Below are 16,395 nucleotides of genomic sequence, written 5' to 3'. Positions count from 1 at the left end.
TTTACTTATAAAGTAAAAATAATAGTTTTTCAATTCTTTCAACATTAGATATCATAAACATTCGCTTTTAAAACCTGAGAATCTTAATGAACAGATGAAGTTGATGACTCGCGTTTATTCGCGGTCGACCTTCATCGGTTTCTCAGGGCCTCAAAAGTGAAAGGTGGGGACCGCGCTTTTTTATCTCCGGTACCCTCATTCCAATTCCATAAACGCATATTACAACGACCGGTTAGTCAGCCTTCACAGCTGATCCGGAATCGTATTGCCTATTCAAAACTGTATTTATTCACTTTAAATATCTGTTATGGAAAATCTGTTAACCATCTTAACCCGCATTACCGCCTGTGGCACCTCCGCAGGCTTCGTCGAGCTATGCGAACACGAACTATGCAATGTTATCGGCAGTACCTCCGCCAATAACTGGTCCCCAGGCCAGCGGGCCGATTTTATGACCTTCTACACCTTGTTCAGAACCACCACTAAAGCTGCTTTTAACCTCAGGGATGCGCTGAAAAGAACCAATGCGGAGGACCTTACCAGGGAGCTGGTAACGGAGCTGGAAAGCGATCTGTATGAGTTGTCAAGTTTTCAGGCGGGTATTGAGCTGGATGAGTTGGCAGCTGCGCTTGATCAGTACATTGAAATACTGGTTGACGGCGACAAGGGGATAGATGGAACCATTGCCGCTATTACCGGCAATTACTTCCGCACCTTTTTCCTGACGCTTCATTCCCTGGAGATAGAAGAGCGGATCAGTATTGCTAAAATAGACCATCACTATTCAAATTTACTTTATGAGTATTGAAATCCAAAAGAAGAATATATTGCTGGAGTTGCATACGGAGTTCTCCAAACTGCCCGTTCTTTTCAGGGAGCGCGTTTGCGAAGAATGTAACTATAGCGCGCCAACGTTTTACAGGAAGATGCGGGGCAATGAAGGCAAGGTGGTGCCGGCGTTAAGCAAGGCGGAAATGAAAAGGATCCGCAGCATAGGAGAGGAGCTTGTTAATGGTTTGATCAACGCTGTTGCCGGAAGCGACCAAAAGTGAAAAAGGGCTGCCGCGGCAGCCCTTCGTGTTTTATTCCTCTGTAACACTCGCTCCCGGAGCATTGCTTTTAACGGATTCAATACCGTTATCCCTGCTGGAGGAGGTGGTGTACATTTCGCTGGTGCCGATAACCTGGAAATTGGCCGCTTTGAGCGTGAAATAGAACTCACCGTTCTTAGCGGTTTGCTTTTCATAACGGCTATCATTCGGCGCGTTGGTTTTAACAGACTCGATGCCGTTGTTGCAGGCGGCTTTAGTGGTGTACATTTCGCTGGATAAAATAGTTTCGCCATTACCGGCTTTCAAAGCAAAATAGTTTTGGCCGTTTTTAGCTGTTTTGATAACAAATTTTCCCATAACATTGTGGTGTTTTAAATGAATGAAAGGATACAGGTACAATAACCAGGCAGAAGCATAATTGTTTAAAATATCAGGATTATTTTTAAAATACCGTTCATCAGAATACTTCTCCCATACATGTAGCATACATGTCACATACTTCCCGGTTACTTAGGAGTCGTCTATGTGTCGTATTCCCCATACAGTCCTTATACTGTCCCCTTATAGTCTCCATACTCTCGTAATACACTCACAATACTCTCCGCATACACTCCCAATACACTTAGGACCCCGAATTATCCGTCCAGGAACTCCCTGACCTCCTCCTCATCCAACCCGGAGTATTCACAAAATTCAGCCACTGAAATGTACTGCCAGTCCTGCTTTCCAAACATCTGCCGCAGCTTTTGCATTAGCTCCCTGGCAGAGCGGTCGCTCTTGCCCATGATGTTTTGAATGTCTTTGGTGTAGATCACCATCCTATTGCGAACGTTTTTCGGCATAATCCGGCAAAAAGCGGCAAAAGCGGCGGGTTTGTTTTTCCACACTTCTGCCAGTGAATAATTTCGTATCGTATTTCGAAGTACAACCCTGTCTGATCAGATGGAAAAGCTTAACAGGCATAGCTATAGAAACTGCCTATTCTTTAAGAAAAAACATTTTAATTATGAGTAAACAAGACGGATTGCTACAATTTGACGGCGCAATCGAAAACCTATCGTTTTATAAAACAAAGCGTGGATACGCAGTCAGGAAAAGATCTGGCGTATCAGGAGCCCGGATCTCCACCGACCCGGCCTTCAAACGCACCCGCGAAAACGGCCTCGAGTTTGGCCGCGCAGGCAAAGCCAGTAAACTGCTACGTACAGCTTTTCGTGATATGATAAAGAACGCGGCGGACAAAGGGGCTACCCCCCGCCTCACGAAAGAATTCGTAAAAGTGGTAAAGGCCGATGCTACCAGCGATCGCGGCTTACGGAATGTAATTGACGGAGAAGTTGGGTTCATTGAAAGCTTTGAGTTTAATATGAATAGTTTGATGGATACCTCACTCTTTGCTCCCTTAACGGCTAACATTGATCGCGTGGCCGGTACCGGAACAATAGAGCTGCCGCCCTTCAACCCGGCGGAAGGCATTCAATCACCCCCAGGGGCATCGCACTTCATTATCACCTGTGGCGTTTGTGCTATCGACTTTGCAGGCGGTAAGTATGAAAGTGCCATAGCTGCCAGCGAAGTATTGGTACTGGATAGCAATAATACCGCTCCGCTGAAGCTCACTGCCACCGTTTCTCCCAACAGCACGTTCCCGATGTTCCTGGCACTCAGCATTGAGTTTGTACAGGTAGTGAACGGAAAGCCTTACAAGCTGTCCAATGGTACATACAATTCCATGAAGGTGATGGCGGTATCCGCCAGCGTTTAAGGATGCGTAATTTTTCACTCTTTAAAACAAATGCTGTATGGAATTAGTACAACGATTAATTGCCCCCACACCACCTTTCTTTGTGAAGGTGCGCAACATAGGGCTCATTCTCACTGCGCTCGCAGCAGCAGTGATAGGGTTACCGGTACAACTCCCGTCTATAGTAGGGGAAGTAGCCCAGGTAGTAGCAGTAGCAGGCAGCATCATGACAGGTGTAAGTCAGGCCGCTGTTAAAAATGAGTAGCAGGAACACCCTCTGCTACCTGTTCTGAGGAAAGTTGCAACAATTCAGAACAGTTTTAAGAGTCCCCCGCAGGCATGCGGGGGCTTTTTTAACAGCTTACTACGGCTAATAATTGTAATCGGTGGGGCGCTTGTTTTGTTTGAGTAATCATGGATATCTTATTTTGAGGTGAAAAACGCTGAATACTCATAAGGAGATGCTGAAGACAGCAGGGTTATTTTATCATTTTCAAAATTAGGAGGCTGATTTGAGAAGATTGTTAAGATATATGACAATTTTTTATCCGGGTATCCGCTGCCTGGGACTCCTTATACAGCGCTTTTTGATAGCACTTAAATACTGCCGGGAGATGCCAAGATAGGAGGCCAGATCTGTATCCGTTATCCGGTTTTCCAGTTTGGGATATTCTTTAAAAAGCAGGTGGTAACGCTCTTCTGCAGTGTAATTGATCCACATGGCCCTTTCCTCTGCAAGCTCATAGTAGTGCTCCGTTAGTTTCCTGCCTATCTTATTGAACTCGGGGTATTCGGCATAAATATTTTCCAGTTTTTCCCAAGATATAGCCAGGCATATAGTAGGCTCCTTGGCAACCAGCTTATCCAAACTAACTACCTGGTTAAAGAAACTCTTTACCGAAATAATCATATCATGTTCTGCAAAGAACCACTTCGCCTTTTCAGCCCCATCTTTTATATATCTTCCCGTAACCAGTCCTTTAATGCAAAAATAACAGTACCGGCAGGTTTCGCCATAGTCCAGCAGGATAGCATTCCTCTTAAAAGAGCATACTTCACAGCTATCGATAATAGCGTTTTTTAATGCGTCTGAGAAAAAGGGGAGATGTACTTTTAAATCTTTGAACATGATCTCAAAATAATGCTGAACTTCCGGGGACGTGGCGTTAACCATATGCAGCACCTTTGTGCCATGATGCTTTCTTTTCATAGCAATGCGTATGTTTTGGGATGATTCAATTGACGCGTTATATAAATATAGGCATTTTGAACCGTCTGCACCGGAATGCAAACGGTTCAAAATGCCTATATTCCGATGATGTTATTTCCGGATCAGTTTAGTACCTCATTTTTAGTATGAACTGTTGATCCTTCAGCGTCCGCATTCCAGTTGAAGCTTGCCCTGAACGCCAAAGGCGACAAATTAGTCCTTAACTTGAACAGCCGGCTGAATGATTGCGGGTGTTCAAAACCCAATCCATAGGCAATTTCACTCACCGACTGATTCGTAGTAGATAGTTGCGCCTTTGCGTTTTCAATGAGCCTGTCCTGGAGGTAGTGTTGTGTGCTTTTGCCGGTCAGCACTTTCAGTAAGTTGCTGAGGTATCCTGCAGAAACATTCAATGAGGAGGCCACATATTTAACGGTGGGTATTCCTTCTGTGGATAGCCGGTCGCTGTTGAAATATTCATTCAGTAAGGATTCTAAGCGGTCGAGGATCGTATGGCTGTATTTTTTGCGGGTAATGAACTGCCGCTGGTAAAATCGCTCCGCATATGTCAGAAGCAGTTCCAGCTGCGCAATGATCACGGGGTCGCTGAATTTGTCGATGTTATTCCGGTACTCCTGCGCCATGCCTTCCATGATGGCAAGGATCGACTTCTCTTCCTTATCCGATAGGAACAGCGCCTCATTCACAGTATAGTTGAAAAAGTCGTATTGCCTGATTTTCTTTGCCAGCGTAGTTTTCCATAGGAAATCGGGATGGATGAGTAATACCCAGCCTGAGCGGTTGATGCTTTCCGCTTCTTCAACACTCACTTCAAATACCTGGCCTGGCGCCATAAAAAAAAGTACGCCTTCCTCGAAGTCACCCGACTGCTGCCCGTATTTCATGTTGCCTTTAAAATCCCTGTCGATAAGGATGGTATAAAAGTCGAACATGAAACCCATACTCGCTTTACAGGGTAGCTGTATAGACCCGTAATCCACAATACTGATCAGCGGATGTTCCGGCTTGGGAAGGCCCATTACCTTATGGTATTCACTGATCGTTTTTATCCGGTGTATCACCCTGTTTTCCATATCCTAAGTTACTGATAAATGGTTTAAGATTGCCTCAGGCATATACCCGTCCTTTTCCCCGGGAGCTATTACCGTACGATCTCTTCCAGCTTTTTTACCAGGTTTTCCGGTTGCTCACGCATGGAGTAGTGTCCGCCCTCCAGTGTATAGATTTTCCATTTTCTTGCCCTGGCTTTCAATATTCCCATTTTATCGTGTGCCGGACTTCCCTTACCGTCTTTCGTCATCTGGAGAAAGGCGGTTGGAATCTTTTTAACCATGGGGTTGCTGATCTGCAGCGGTTCAGTAAAGGTATTCAATGGTTGTGGCACATCCATCGGCGGAGTAAGCTTTGTGGGACCAAAAGGATAAAGCACCATGCTGTCTTTGATATTGCCTTTGGTCATTGGCTCCCAGAGGTCGCCACACACGTCTTTTGCACTTTCTCCGTTGTCAGGTACCATTGCATCCAGGTAAATCAGCTGTTGGATGCGGTCAGGCGCCTGCTCCGCCACGCCTGAAATGACCATGCCGCCATAGCTATGACCCACCAGGATGACATTGTGCAGGTTCTCGAACCTGATCACATTCAGTATATCATGGATGTAGGTGGTCAGGTTGATATCAGGGTTGGAGAGATGCACCTTTTCTCCAAGGCCTGTAAGTGTTGGGCGGTAAACGATGTCGCCATGTGCGCTTAAAATGGAATCCACCTTTGCGTAGTCCCAGCCACCGTCCCATGCACCGGGAACGAAGAGAAAAGTACGGGGATGGTGTGGCTGTCCGTACGCGAAGGAAGAGAGGATCATGCTTAAAATAAAGATTAATTTTTTCATACAATGTTTGATTGAAATCTCTTGTTTGAGATGACAAAATTCCGGAATAGGCGGGTGCCAGACCTAACCGGATCTGCTTTAGTTGTAACAAAATATGAGGTTGGAGCGTATTACCCGGCAGCAGATGGCTCATATTTCATCCGCAAGGGAAGCGCTCCAAGTATGATGGATACGGATATCGTTATGATGGAACCCTCCAGTTCAGGTTTTATAGTCATTAAAAAAATAACCCCCAGGAAAATTGCTGTTCGCATTTTGATAGAAAACCACAGTGAATTATCGTTTATAAGTTTTTCTAACTCCTGCGAATGCGCATTATTCTCTTTCATTATTTTCCTGATTTTTTTCATTTTTCTCCCTGTTATGATACCGCCAATTAAGCCTATGAGTATCAACCCCAAAAAACCAAATATAGCCCACCTGGCATCACCCCAAACGGAGACCATCATATATATGCCAGGAACAAGAATCAGGAGCGCTCCTATATCGCCGATGATACCTATCCTGGAATAATAGAAAAGCGATTCCTTAATGCGGTCCATACTAGCTGTTTTCCTGAAATGGATGATGCAAAGCCACTCAATAGCAATGGCGGCACATACCATTAAAGCCCCTATAATGTGTAAGAATAGCGCAATTTTATATAACATGATATCTTGTGTTTTAGTGTTGTTTTACGTTGGCTGATGAAGTGTCTTTTGCTTTTTCAAGTAGCCCGTGCAGATTGGTGACCACCCAGCGTTCTGCCAATTTATTGTTTTCCAGGCGGTAGATGGCAATACCCTCAAGTGTGATAAACCTGCCTGTGGGAGCGATGTCAAGGAAGTTGCCTTGATGGGTCCCCAAAAGCCTCCATCGCACTACTACCCGGTTCCCTTCTGCAATGAGGTCGTCCACTTCATAGCGGGCGTCCGGTAATACGGAGCGTATGACGGTTGAATAGTAAGTCCGGAATGCTTCCGGACCTGATGGGCTGCCTTCCGGCCAGTCGTGAGATATAAAATGAGGTGCAACAAACTCCTCCACCAGTGACATATTCCAGTTCACCAGTACTTCCTTGTACAGTCGTTGAACGATTGCCTTGTTAATGGCTGTTATTGTGTCGGTCATCTTTGTGCTGTTTAGAAGCAAAGTTGGGACGACGCCGACAAGATAAATTGTATAATCCTGCTATTTTTTGGTGGCAAAAGATGGATAGATGCCAAACATTTTCTGAAATGTTTTAATAAAATGAGAAGAGTCCGCAAAACCGGAAGAGTAGGCGCACCTGGTGAGGGAGGAGCCTTCCAGTGCATGTTTTATAGCCATTTCAATCTTTTTCCATAAGATATACTGATTAATAGAGGTGCCTACTTCCTTCTTAAATAGATGTGATAACCTGCTTTCTGATAAAAAAGCAACTTCAGCAAGCCTGACAATATTTATCCGGTCGGTTGCATAATTCGCTTTTATCCAGTCCAGGATTAGCTGCACCCTGCTGTCCATGTCATTTAAAGCCGGATGTTGATTTTCAGAAGCGAGTATATAGTTTTCCCTGAAAGGTTCAATTTCAACAGGATCAATTAAAATGTCTTCGTTATGGCTAAGGTAAGATTTCAGGATATTCTTCCCGGTATAAGACACGGGGTTTATAAAATACAGCTGGCATTCACTGTTCAGGCAACTGAAAGTATGCGGCACATTTGAATTAATAATGGCAGATTGAATATTAGCATATTTGTGGGTATCGGTTTCAATAGTTAACTGCCCTGATAAGCTGAAAGCTACTTCGATAGGGAAATGGGCATGACGCTTTAATTGGTAATCCTTTTGTGAAAAACCTGCCACTCCGCTATTTAAATCCATATAGTTTATATGCATATTTCCGCTGTAAATACCCCGGTAAGATATGATTATTTGTTAATTTTTCCTCCATACAACCTTCGCCACCGCAGCGCCTCCGCTTGTAGGTGTAGTCACGGTATATGTAAGAATACTATCTTTCAATGAATAAGTACGTACTTGCGTAATTCCCTCCCAATTTGGATAAAAAGCATGTTGGATATTGAATACAATTACCTGTTTGTTTTCATCAATAGTATAGGTTCCGAAATGAGAGTTATTTCCCCGTACTAACGCCGCATTTTCTTCTGTGGTAGCTTTATCTTTATCATTGGCTAAAACTTTACTCCGGTGAGCTTTTAATATCTGGATGGCGTATTTTCCTTCTTTTGTAAAAACGAGCATTCCTACAGGATGTTCGCCATAAGGAGCAATTTTACTGCCATCGGCGATTATATTTTCAACGGAGATAAGCGACCAGGTGCCCCAGAATTGGTGCTGGTCCGATAGTCCTTTATTATCTTGGCCCTGTACAAAAGAGACAGACATCGTAAAAACGAGATATAGAATATGCTTCATTTTAATTACTGTTTATAATAACCTACTCTTATAATTTCCCCATTTATTGCTGTTTCAAGACATCTTACATAAGCCGCTATTAATTCATCCCCGCCAGTATCTGAAACTTTAGACGGGCTGATAGCATTCAGTCTGATTCCCCTGGGCATTTCCTGCGCCGCAGCCATTACAAAGCTGTTGATCGCTCCATTTACAAATGCTTTTCCCGACGAACCTTTAGCAGGAAGTTCACCCATTTTGCCGGATATAAGCGTGATCGAACCATTATCCTTCAGATACTTCATGCCGGAAAGCACTAAGTTAATCTGTGGCCATAACTTCTGCTCAATGCCAACCATGAATTGCGCTTTATTCATCTCCGGCAAGGGACCCGTAACGCTATCGCCGGCAGTACAAATGATCGCATCAATATCTGACACTTGTTTAAATAAGCTTTCCATGGCAGTTGGAGAAGAGATATCAGCCATAATATCCCCGGTGTTTCTCCCCACGGTGATGACTTCATGCGCTTTCAGCGCCGCAGTAACCTTCTTACCAATAGTGCCGCCCGCACCAATTATTAGAATTTTCATCTTATTAGAATTTATATGAGCAAATGTATACAAGGAGATTGTCATGCTGGTTGTACATTATTACGCTAATTTTGTATTTTTACAACATGCCGGGAGGAACCTTACATCAACAATATGAAATCGAATGGAAGGAGTTACAGCGCTTCGAAAAACCTGTAAAGCGCAATAATTTCTTTGAGCTCATCTATATTATGGAAGGTACCGGCGTACAGTTTGTCAATAACCACCAGTTTAAATACCGGAAAGGAAATTTATTTTTATTAACGCCAAAGGATAGTTACTCTTTTGATATTGACCAAAAGACCAGTTTCTTTTTTCTAAGATTTAATGAATCATATATCAGGGAAAAATCGGGTAAGGACCAGGATACGGTGACGCATGTAACATACATTTTACAAAATGCCAGTCACAGGCCCGGGTGTATCTTAAAAAATAAAACGGATAAACCTTTTATTTTTTCACTGGTAAATGCGATCCTTGATGAGCACACCAGGCAACAGATCTACTATACCCGTATTTCAGAACAGGTTATCAGTACCATCATTACGGTTGTAGCAAGAAATATTGCGTTAAAATTGCCCAAGAATATAAAGGAAAATACAGGTGAGCCAATTTTGGAAATATTGAATTATATACAAGTAAACATTTTTGAATCGGAGAAACTCAGAACGGAGAATTTAAGCCGTCATTTTAATATTTCGACAAATTACCTGGGCAGGTATTTCAAAAAGCAAACCGGTGAAACACTTCAGAGCTATATTACGCATTACAAAATCAGGTTAGTGGAAACCAGGCTATTACATAGTGATATGCGCATGAGTGAAATTGCCTATGAGCTTAGCTTTACAGACGAAAGTCATTTAAACCGTATTTTTAAAAGGTATAAAGGAGTAAGTCCTACAGCGTTTAAGAAAACAGGAAAGAAAGTATAATAATAGCCATGAAAAGAATCGGGATCATTATCGCCTTTTTTGGAGTATACCTCAACTGTTCAGCTCAGGTGTTGAACAACAATCCCTTAAAAACCCAACTGGATTCTACGGTGGATCGTTCGGCAAAATTATATTTAAGTAAAACAGGGAGGGTGGGTATATCCATCGGGGTAATATATCATCAGCGTCATTATCGCTATAACTACGGGCAAACGGCTCCAGAATCAAAAGAGCTGACACGGTCCAACTCAATTTATGAGATAGGATCTATCACTAAAACATTTACGGGCCTGCTGGTGGCACATGCAATCGGCGAAGGCAAAATGAAACTGGATGAAGATATCCGGAAGTACTTGCCTGGAAATTTCCCCACACTTCAATATCCATCGGGGGAACCGGTACGCGTGGGATACTTGCTGAGTCATACCGCGATGTTTCCAAATAGTTTTACGGATGGTGACATATCGGTTCCAATGACGGAAGCTTATTTCCTGGATCACCTGCAGCAAATCAAACTGGATAGTTTGAAGACGTTAAAATATGCCTATTCCAACGTAGGTTACCAGTTATTGGGCTATGCATTGGAACATATTTACCAGGTGGACTTTGAAACGTTGATCAACCGCTATATAACCGGCCCGCTACGCATGACAAATACATTTGTAAATCGTGCTGCTGCAAAACTTGACGGTTATACTGCCAGTGGTGAAAAAGCACAGCCGGTACAGGTTTCTTTTCCAGGCGCAGGAGGGCTTCATTCCTGCATAGATGATATGTTGAAATATGCTGACTACCAACTCGCTGAAAAAGATGCTGCGGTAAAACTCACCCACCGGGTTATTTATGGTAACGTGGAGGAAGACGCTGTCGGCTTTCAATGGGCAATTGGCAGGACAAGGAATTGGGATTATTATATCAGGATAGATGGAGGTACTAATGGATTCCGGAGCTTTTGTTCGCTATATCCAAATGAGCAGGCAGCCATTATCCTGCTTACTAACGAAAAAGACGACCAGGCAGGCGGCGACCTTTACCGGCTGACAACTGCGATACTAAAAACGTTGAAACAAAGTCACTTCTTCTCCAATTAGCATCATGGTGATTCTTTCTTATACAATTTGTCATCCAGCACTAACCGTGATCGCTTTTCTTGTTTTGGGAATCAGGATAAATATTTATTTTTACCGGTATGGGACAATTAAGAATAGGACTGGGCAGCTGTAGGCCCATTCCAAGCGCAAACACCGATCATTTTTCGCACGTACACGGTCGCTTACAGATCATAATCGATGAGAAGGTGGTACCCGCCCTGGGCTATTTTGGAGAGGGAGATGTATGCCTGAATGCCTGGCTCAATGTGTTGGGCACAGTCGTCCGCAACTTCGAATCAGGAAAAGATACCGAATACACCTATGATGAGGGGGAGCAGGGGCAACCCGCCTTTCGATTTGTGCTGGTTAAACCGAACGAGGTAGCCTTTTCCATTGTTGAATCAGCTATCTCAGGTGGCGGCGGCAGCGGCAGTAAAAAATGGCGCAACAAAACCTTTCCACTTTCTGATCTGAAGAAAGAATTCCAGAAAGTTGCCGAGCAGTTTTTGAAAGAAGTGGCTTCCAAAGCGCCGGCTCAATTGTCACACTGGAAGAAGATTATTGGGAATGTATAGTACTTTGATAAAAAGATCGGCATGAATTTTTTATATTACCGAAATACACAATCCAGATATCAGAAGAAATAATTTGTAATGTAGTAATAACGGCTAAGCTTTATCTTCGTAATTATTCCCGATAATTATATTACCATTGAAAGAGGACCAGATAAAACACATTTTAGATAGCTATGTGATTCACAGGGAAATGCCTGTAAACAGGGAAAAACGAACCCTGGGCAACGGAAAATATCTTTTGGCTTTTGATGAATGGTCCCATTCACATTATCATTGGTTCTGCGACGTAATCCCCCGCCTGTTTTCGATTAGGGAATTGGTAAAAGATTATATTTTATTGCTTCCTGATGTAGCATACATTAGAGATATTGGCCTGGCGAGTTTGGAGTTTTTCGACTTAAACCCGGCTGGAATTGAATTTATACAAGAGCGGGAGCTTGTCAAGGCAAAGCATCTGTCGATTGTCACCCATACCTGTTTAACCGGGTACACGAATGATAAGGTGATGCAGGAAATGCAGCGTTTTATTTTATCCAGGCTGAGCGTTCCAATTGCCAACGACAAAATTTATGTTACCAGGGATAAGGCCAGGTATCGAAAGGCGCTGAATGAAGAAGTAATTTTGGATATTGTTAAAAGTAATGGTTATAGCATAATAAGGTTTGAAGATTTTGATTGGAAGCAACAGATTTTGATAGCGGCTTAGGCTAAATCCATGGTTTCATTGAAGGAGCAAAGAAAGTAGCAATAGCATTAAGGTTCAATAACATGTTCATGTTATTAGGGACTTGTTTAGAGAATGATGCTGTATTGAATAATTATTGAATATGATTCTGTACATTTACGCCACATAATCTCATTCCCTATACTATGAACGACCAGGATAAAATGATCCGGCTGCACATTGCTGGTGCTACCATCAGGCATACTCACCCCTTCGATGAACTGCCTGATCATAAAAATTCAAAGGAACTCTCTGCCAGCTTCCTCCAGGATTGGGTAACGCCATATTATCTCGAAATTAACTTGAAAAATGATCAAAGCTGGATCGTCGCCCTGGAGAAAATAAAAGGAAAGATCACCCGGGAGATAACCAAAGAACTGTTGGGCGACTTCAACTGGCGTACAAGACTGGTAGGGGCCTACTTTGCTGCCATTAAAGGTTATACGGAATTCATCGATATCATAGGTATTCATTTGCTGAAAAGTGAAGTGTGCTGCGTAGGACATATCTACGCCCTTACCCTTACTTATTTTAATACGGAGAAAAGTATCGGATACCTGCATCAGTATCTTGATCATTACCTGACCACACCTTCCCTGTATTTTGATCAGCAGACGGTCATGGAAGCATTGTTGTACCTGGATCAGCAACAGCAAACCAATCACTTTGCCAAACACGTACCAGCCTGGGAAAAGTTAAGTTTAGAAAGGGCACGGATCAATAAAAAATCTGTTTCGGGTATTACCAGGATGCTGGAAATTGTAACAGGTAAAAGCTTTGGCGAAGAAAAGGCGGAAACGGCAGCCCCAAAAGAAGCAATATTTAAAACAGATTTCTTCACGGGGCATATGGCCATCTTCGAGCGCTTAAAAGACTGAGTGAGAATTGAAAGCTTTTATTTATTCTTCTTGTCCCGTTCATATTCCAATTCTTCCCGGGATTTTCCAGTATGCCATTCCCTTTTGCGCAGGCCATGGTCGTCTCTCAATTTATTCTCGGTAATATTATGCACGGTAGCTTCTTCCGGTATTCCTTCAATCGTATGCTTTTCGTCTTTATTGTGCCAATTGTCGCCAAGAGTTTGAGATTTAAGATCCTTGCCTGTGACCCGTGAATTTAAAATATGGATCAGTTCATGTCCATAAACAATAAATCCGGGAGCAGGGATAGGATGATGATCCTTATCTTCATTCACCATTTCACTATCTTTTATCCGTTCTCTTAGCTCAACATCTTTTCCGGCAGGATCTGCGTTAGCAACGGAAGAATTATATTTATCCTTTTCTACTTCACGGCTGCCAACCTGCTCCTCAAGTTCTCTTTTCCTGGACATAAGCTTAGTATATATTTCTGAATCAAAATAGGCATCTAAAGTCTCCTCTTTTTCAGCGCGCTCAACATTCTCCTTGTTTTGCTTTATTATCTCTTCCAATTCGGGTCCATATTGCTTTAGTTCCCTATTTATCTCATGCTTACGATATACCCTTTCCTGTTTTTCCTTCCTGGACAGATTGGGCGCTTTGTTTTGTTTTATTTCAAGCGTTTGTTTTGTTTCGAGCAACCTTTTTAGCAATTCAGCTCCATTGGGCTGAGAAAGAAGTTTGGCATGCATCGCCCTTAATTCCTTCTTAAATTCAGGTGTGGCATCCTTATTTGTTTTTATGATACCTGTTTCATTACGCAGGGCGTTCCAATTTTGCTGGACCGTTTTAGTTTGTTCAGGCGTAAATTTAGCATCTTTGGGCAGGGGGAGATCTAAATTCATACGATGAACATAATCGACAAGATTTAAATGCTCCTGTTGTAAGTGATCTAGTGCATCCAAAGCGCTGTTGTCAATATCCCCGTTATCAAATGCGTCCTGAACACGCTTGTATAAGCCTTTCTGCCCGTTTTCAATGCGCTCCATTTCTTTATTGGCATAGGATTGCTGATAATACTTGTATGCGCCTCCAGCCAAAGCTCCCATCCCTACCAAACCCAGACCAACGGGGCCTGTTAAAGCCGAAACGCCTAAATAAGCACTTACTCCGGCAGCTCCGGCCCCTGCCAATGCCCCTATGCCAGCTCCTTTTGCCATTTCCTTGTTCCTGTTCGTAAATTGCACGACATTGCCGGCTGTTTTTGCCTGAGTAATAGCGTTGTTTTGATCTATTGAATGAGATAACGGTGCTTCATGTGCTAATTTACGCTGAAAGGGGTGGATGGATGGCCGCGAAATGCCAGATGAACTATGATGGTTTGCTGCTGCACGGGAAGGGGGTTGTGCAACATCAGTACGGTTATGATTATCAAACATTTGAGGGACCGGTTTTTATTGGGATACAATTTTGATTATCAAACCTAATATACGAAAAAGAATCATCATGCCTTTAGTCGGGAGCGCTTAATCTTTCCAATAAAATAATGAATTGCGAGCGCCAATATAGTCCAGTAGAGAGCAAATCCAATAACCAGGAATGGGGGTGGAGGATCCGGCAGATTCATAAGTGGAAGAATGGGACCCGCCAGAACAATTTTAACAGGATACAACATTGTGGATACTATGCTCTTCCAGCCAGTAAGTGATTCCGTGCTCATAAAAGACGCTCCGTTTTCAGGAATGAGCCGGACGACTGACCGAAAAATTACGTTGTATATAGAAAGAAAGGCAAATCCACCAATGAGGAAGAGGACAACAAATCTTTTTCTTGAAATTTTCATGATCCCGCCTTTTTAAGTGAGAGAAATGCTTTGAATTACAAAGTAACTAAAAGTACTTTGTAATTCAAAGTGTTTTAACAAAAACTTTTATAATCCGGTACTGAGAGAATTTCGTATGCTAAGCACCTAACCACTGGTATACTTCTCTTAATAACTGTTTTTCTACCCATTCCCACATTTATTAAGTTTTAAACAAAAAGTGATTATGAATGTTTAAATAGAACTGCTATCTCATAGCAACGCTATTCCCAGGCATACACAACCTTTAGCATTCATCCCACCTACTTAAGCATATTCATGGTTTAGCATCTTCGCAATTAAGGTTTTCAATGAACTAATTTAAAATAGAAACCATGGGTAAGAAGTTAATGTTATGGGCTCTTTTAGTCAAGATAATTTCATTTGCAGCAATCGTAATTTCCCTGTCAGTGCTGGTATCATGTAAAAGCAAAACTGCCGGTACCAGCGGCAATAGCAATGGGAAAATAGACTCTTTGAGTACGGAAGATCCATTGCCATCGTGGAACGATGGAGAGGTTAAAAAGAGGATCATTAGTTATGTGAGTAATGTTACCAATGCTGCTGGCGCCGATTTTATTCCCGTAGCAGACAGAATTGCCACCTTTGACAATGATGGTACCCTATGGGCGGAACAGCCTATGTATTTCCAGCTTTTTTACGCGTTGGATAAAGCGAAATCTATGGCGCCGGCTCATCCTGACTGGAAAACCAAAGAGCCTTTCAAATCTGTGTTAAACAATGATATGGCAGGGATTATGAAGCAGGGGGAAAAAGGTATTCTTCAGATTATGGCCGCCACCCATGCAGGTATGAATACCACTGCGTTTGATTCATCTGTGCAGCAATGGATGGATACCGCTTTGCACCCGGTAAAGAAAGTACATTATACGCGGATGGTTTATCAGCCAATGCTGGAACTGATAAAGTATCTGCAGGATCACCAGTTTAAAACTTTTATTGTATCCGGTGGAGGTATAGATTTTATGAGGGCATGGGCGGAGAAAGTTTATGGTATCCCTAAAGATCAGATTGTTGGAAGCAGCATCAAAGCCAAATTTGATAATAATAACGGCAACCCGGTGATTGTGAAGCTGGCGGAGCTGGATTTTATAGACGATCATGATGGTAAGCCGGTGGGCATCCACAAATTCATAGGACGTAAACCCGTTTTGGCCTGTGGGAATTCGGATGGCGACCTGCAAATGCTTCAGTGGACGGCATCAAACAAGTACCCTAACCTTGAACTGTATGTACATCATACCGATGCAGAGCGGGAATGGGCATACGACCGGCAGTCGTCTATTGGTAAATTGGATAAGGGACTGGATGAGGCCACACAAAGAAAATGGCTGGTGGCAGATATGAAAATTGACTGGAAAACTGTTTTCCCAGGGAAGAAGGGTGAATAGGTAGTTCCATTGGATTGGGATCTAAAGAGCAGCATATGTATTTCATCGCCCCT

General features: G+C 42.9%; 21 protein-coding genes. 10 read left to right on the top strand and 11 right to left on the bottom strand.

Annotated elements, in window-relative coordinates; translation table 11 throughout:
- Window positions 1-307 precede the first annotated feature (307 nt).
- Entirely contained in the window at window positions 308-808 is a 501-nt protein-coding gene (locus ACLHR0_RS11670) for a hypothetical protein (RefSeq protein ID WP_436486715.1), read from the top strand.
- Entirely contained in the window at window positions 798-1,052 is a 255-nt protein-coding gene (locus ACLHR0_RS11665) for a hypothetical protein (protein ID WP_436486713.1), read from the top strand. The genes ACLHR0_RS11670 and ACLHR0_RS11665 overlap by 11 nt, the downstream gene beginning before the upstream one ends.
- Window positions 1,053-1,082: 30 nt before the next feature.
- Here the strand turns inward: ACLHR0_RS11665 and ACLHR0_RS11660 are convergent, their stop codons facing one another.
- Both ACLHR0_RS11660 and ACLHR0_RS11655 read right to left on the bottom strand, forming a co-directional pair.
- On the bottom strand, window positions 1,083-1,409 hold the full coding sequence (locus ACLHR0_RS11660) for a YegP family protein (protein WP_436486711.1): 327 nt from the start codon (window positions 1,407-1,409) through the stop codon (window positions 1,083-1,085).
- A gap of 278 nt (window positions 1,410-1,687) precedes the next feature.
- Entirely contained in the window at window positions 1,688-1,870 is a 183-nt protein-coding gene (locus ACLHR0_RS11655) for a hypothetical protein (protein ID WP_436486709.1), read from the bottom strand.
- Between the two features lie 188 nt (window positions 1,871-2,058).
- On the opposite strand from ACLHR0_RS11655, the gene ACLHR0_RS11650 reads away from it, so the two are divergent.
- On the top strand, window positions 2,059-2,817 hold the full coding sequence (locus tag ACLHR0_RS11650; RefSeq protein WP_370910574.1) for a hypothetical protein: 759 nt from the start codon (window positions 2,059-2,061) through the stop codon (window positions 2,815-2,817).
- 37 nt (window positions 2,818-2,854) lie between these two features.
- Window positions 2,855-3,061 (top strand): hypothetical protein, encoded by a 207-nt coding sequence (locus ACLHR0_RS11645; RefSeq protein WP_370910575.1) that lies wholly within the window; start codon window positions 2,855-2,857, stop codon window positions 3,059-3,061.
- A 279-nt stretch (window positions 3,062-3,340) separates the two neighbouring features.
- Here ACLHR0_RS11645 and ACLHR0_RS11640 read toward each other — a convergent pair whose 3' ends face one another.
- From ACLHR0_RS11640 to ACLHR0_RS11605, 8 genes are all read right to left on the bottom strand, one after another.
- On the bottom strand, window positions 3,341-4,006 hold the full coding sequence (locus ACLHR0_RS11640; protein ID WP_436486706.1) for a Crp/Fnr family transcriptional regulator: 666 nt from the start codon (window positions 4,004-4,006) through the stop codon (window positions 3,341-3,343).
- Between the two features lie 122 nt (window positions 4,007-4,128).
- Window positions 4,129-5,100, bottom strand: a complete 972-nt coding sequence (locus ACLHR0_RS11635) for a helix-turn-helix domain-containing protein (RefSeq protein ID WP_436486704.1) — start codon at window positions 5,098-5,100, stop codon at window positions 4,129-4,131.
- 68 nt (window positions 5,101-5,168) lie between these two features.
- Entirely contained in the window at window positions 5,169-5,915 is a 747-nt protein-coding gene (locus tag ACLHR0_RS11630) for an alpha/beta fold hydrolase (protein ID WP_436486702.1), read from the bottom strand.
- Window positions 5,916-6,025: 110 nt separating this feature from the next.
- A complete protein-coding gene (locus tag ACLHR0_RS11625; protein ID WP_436486700.1) occupies window positions 6,026-6,565 on the bottom strand; it encodes a hypothetical protein in 540 nt (179 codons plus the stop codon).
- A 13-nt stretch (window positions 6,566-6,578) separates the two neighbouring features.
- A complete protein-coding gene (locus ACLHR0_RS11620; RefSeq protein WP_436486698.1) occupies window positions 6,579-7,025 on the bottom strand; it encodes an ester cyclase in 447 nt (148 codons plus the stop codon).
- A gap of 60 nt (window positions 7,026-7,085) precedes the next feature.
- Window positions 7,086-7,760 (bottom strand): helix-turn-helix domain-containing protein, encoded by a 675-nt coding sequence (locus tag ACLHR0_RS11615; RefSeq protein WP_436486696.1) that lies wholly within the window; start codon window positions 7,758-7,760, stop codon window positions 7,086-7,088.
- Between the two features lie 54 nt (window positions 7,761-7,814).
- Complete coding sequence (locus tag ACLHR0_RS11610; RefSeq protein ID WP_436486694.1) at window positions 7,815-8,315, bottom strand: lipocalin-like domain-containing protein; 501 nt, start codon at window positions 8,313-8,315, stop codon at window positions 7,815-7,817.
- A gap of 5 nt (window positions 8,316-8,320) precedes the next feature.
- The gene (locus ACLHR0_RS11605) at window positions 8,321-8,887 is read right to left on the bottom strand and encodes a short chain dehydrogenase (protein ID WP_436486692.1); all 567 of its coding nucleotides are present in this window, start codon (window positions 8,885-8,887) and stop codon (window positions 8,321-8,323) included.
- 86 nt (window positions 8,888-8,973) lie between these two features.
- Here ACLHR0_RS11605 and ACLHR0_RS11600 point away from each other — a divergent pair, with 86 nt between their 5' ends.
- From ACLHR0_RS11600 to ACLHR0_RS11580, 5 genes are all read left to right on the top strand, one after another.
- Complete coding sequence (locus ACLHR0_RS11600; protein WP_436486690.1) at window positions 8,974-9,819, top strand: AraC family transcriptional regulator; 846 nt, start codon at window positions 8,974-8,976, stop codon at window positions 9,817-9,819.
- Window positions 9,820-9,827: 8 nt separating this feature from the next.
- Window positions 9,828-10,910, top strand: coding sequence for a serine hydrolase domain-containing protein (locus ACLHR0_RS11595; RefSeq protein WP_436486688.1), 1,083 nt, complete (start codon window positions 9,828-9,830; stop codon window positions 10,908-10,910).
- 98 nt (window positions 10,911-11,008) lie between these two features.
- Window positions 11,009-11,485: a hypothetical protein gene (locus ACLHR0_RS11590; RefSeq protein ID WP_436486687.1), complete on the top strand. Its 477-nt coding sequence runs from the start codon at window positions 11,009-11,011 to the stop codon at window positions 11,483-11,485.
- 136 nt (window positions 11,486-11,621) lie between these two features.
- Entirely contained in the window at window positions 11,622-12,191 is a 570-nt protein-coding gene (locus ACLHR0_RS11585) for a glycosyltransferase 61 family protein (RefSeq protein ID WP_436486685.1), read from the top strand.
- Between the two features lie 164 nt (window positions 12,192-12,355).
- Window positions 12,356-13,087: a DUF6000 family protein gene (locus tag ACLHR0_RS11580; RefSeq protein WP_436486683.1), complete on the top strand. Its 732-nt coding sequence runs from the start codon at window positions 12,356-12,358 to the stop codon at window positions 13,085-13,087.
- A gap of 17 nt (window positions 13,088-13,104) precedes the next feature.
- Here ACLHR0_RS11580 and ACLHR0_RS11575 read toward each other — a convergent pair whose 3' ends face one another.
- Window positions 13,105-14,508: a hypothetical protein gene (locus ACLHR0_RS11575; RefSeq protein ID WP_436486682.1), complete on the bottom strand. Its 1,404-nt coding sequence runs from the start codon at window positions 14,506-14,508 to the stop codon at window positions 13,105-13,107.
- Window positions 14,509-15,265: 757 nt separating this feature from the next.
- Between ACLHR0_RS11575 and ACLHR0_RS11570 the strand changes: the two genes are divergently transcribed.
- On the top strand, window positions 15,266-16,342 hold the full coding sequence (locus tag ACLHR0_RS11570) for an HAD family hydrolase (protein ID WP_436486680.1): 1,077 nt from the start codon (window positions 15,266-15,268) through the stop codon (window positions 16,340-16,342).
- Window positions 16,343-16,395: the final 53 nt, after the last annotated feature.

This window comes from Chitinophaga sp. ARDCPP14 (assembly GCF_051362515.1).
In the GTDB taxonomy this organism is placed as follows: domain Bacteria; phylum Bacteroidota; class Bacteroidia; order Chitinophagales; family Chitinophagaceae; genus Chitinophaga.
Note: the sequence above shows the minus strand (reverse complement) of the source record. Positions and strands in the feature narration are given on the sequence as shown.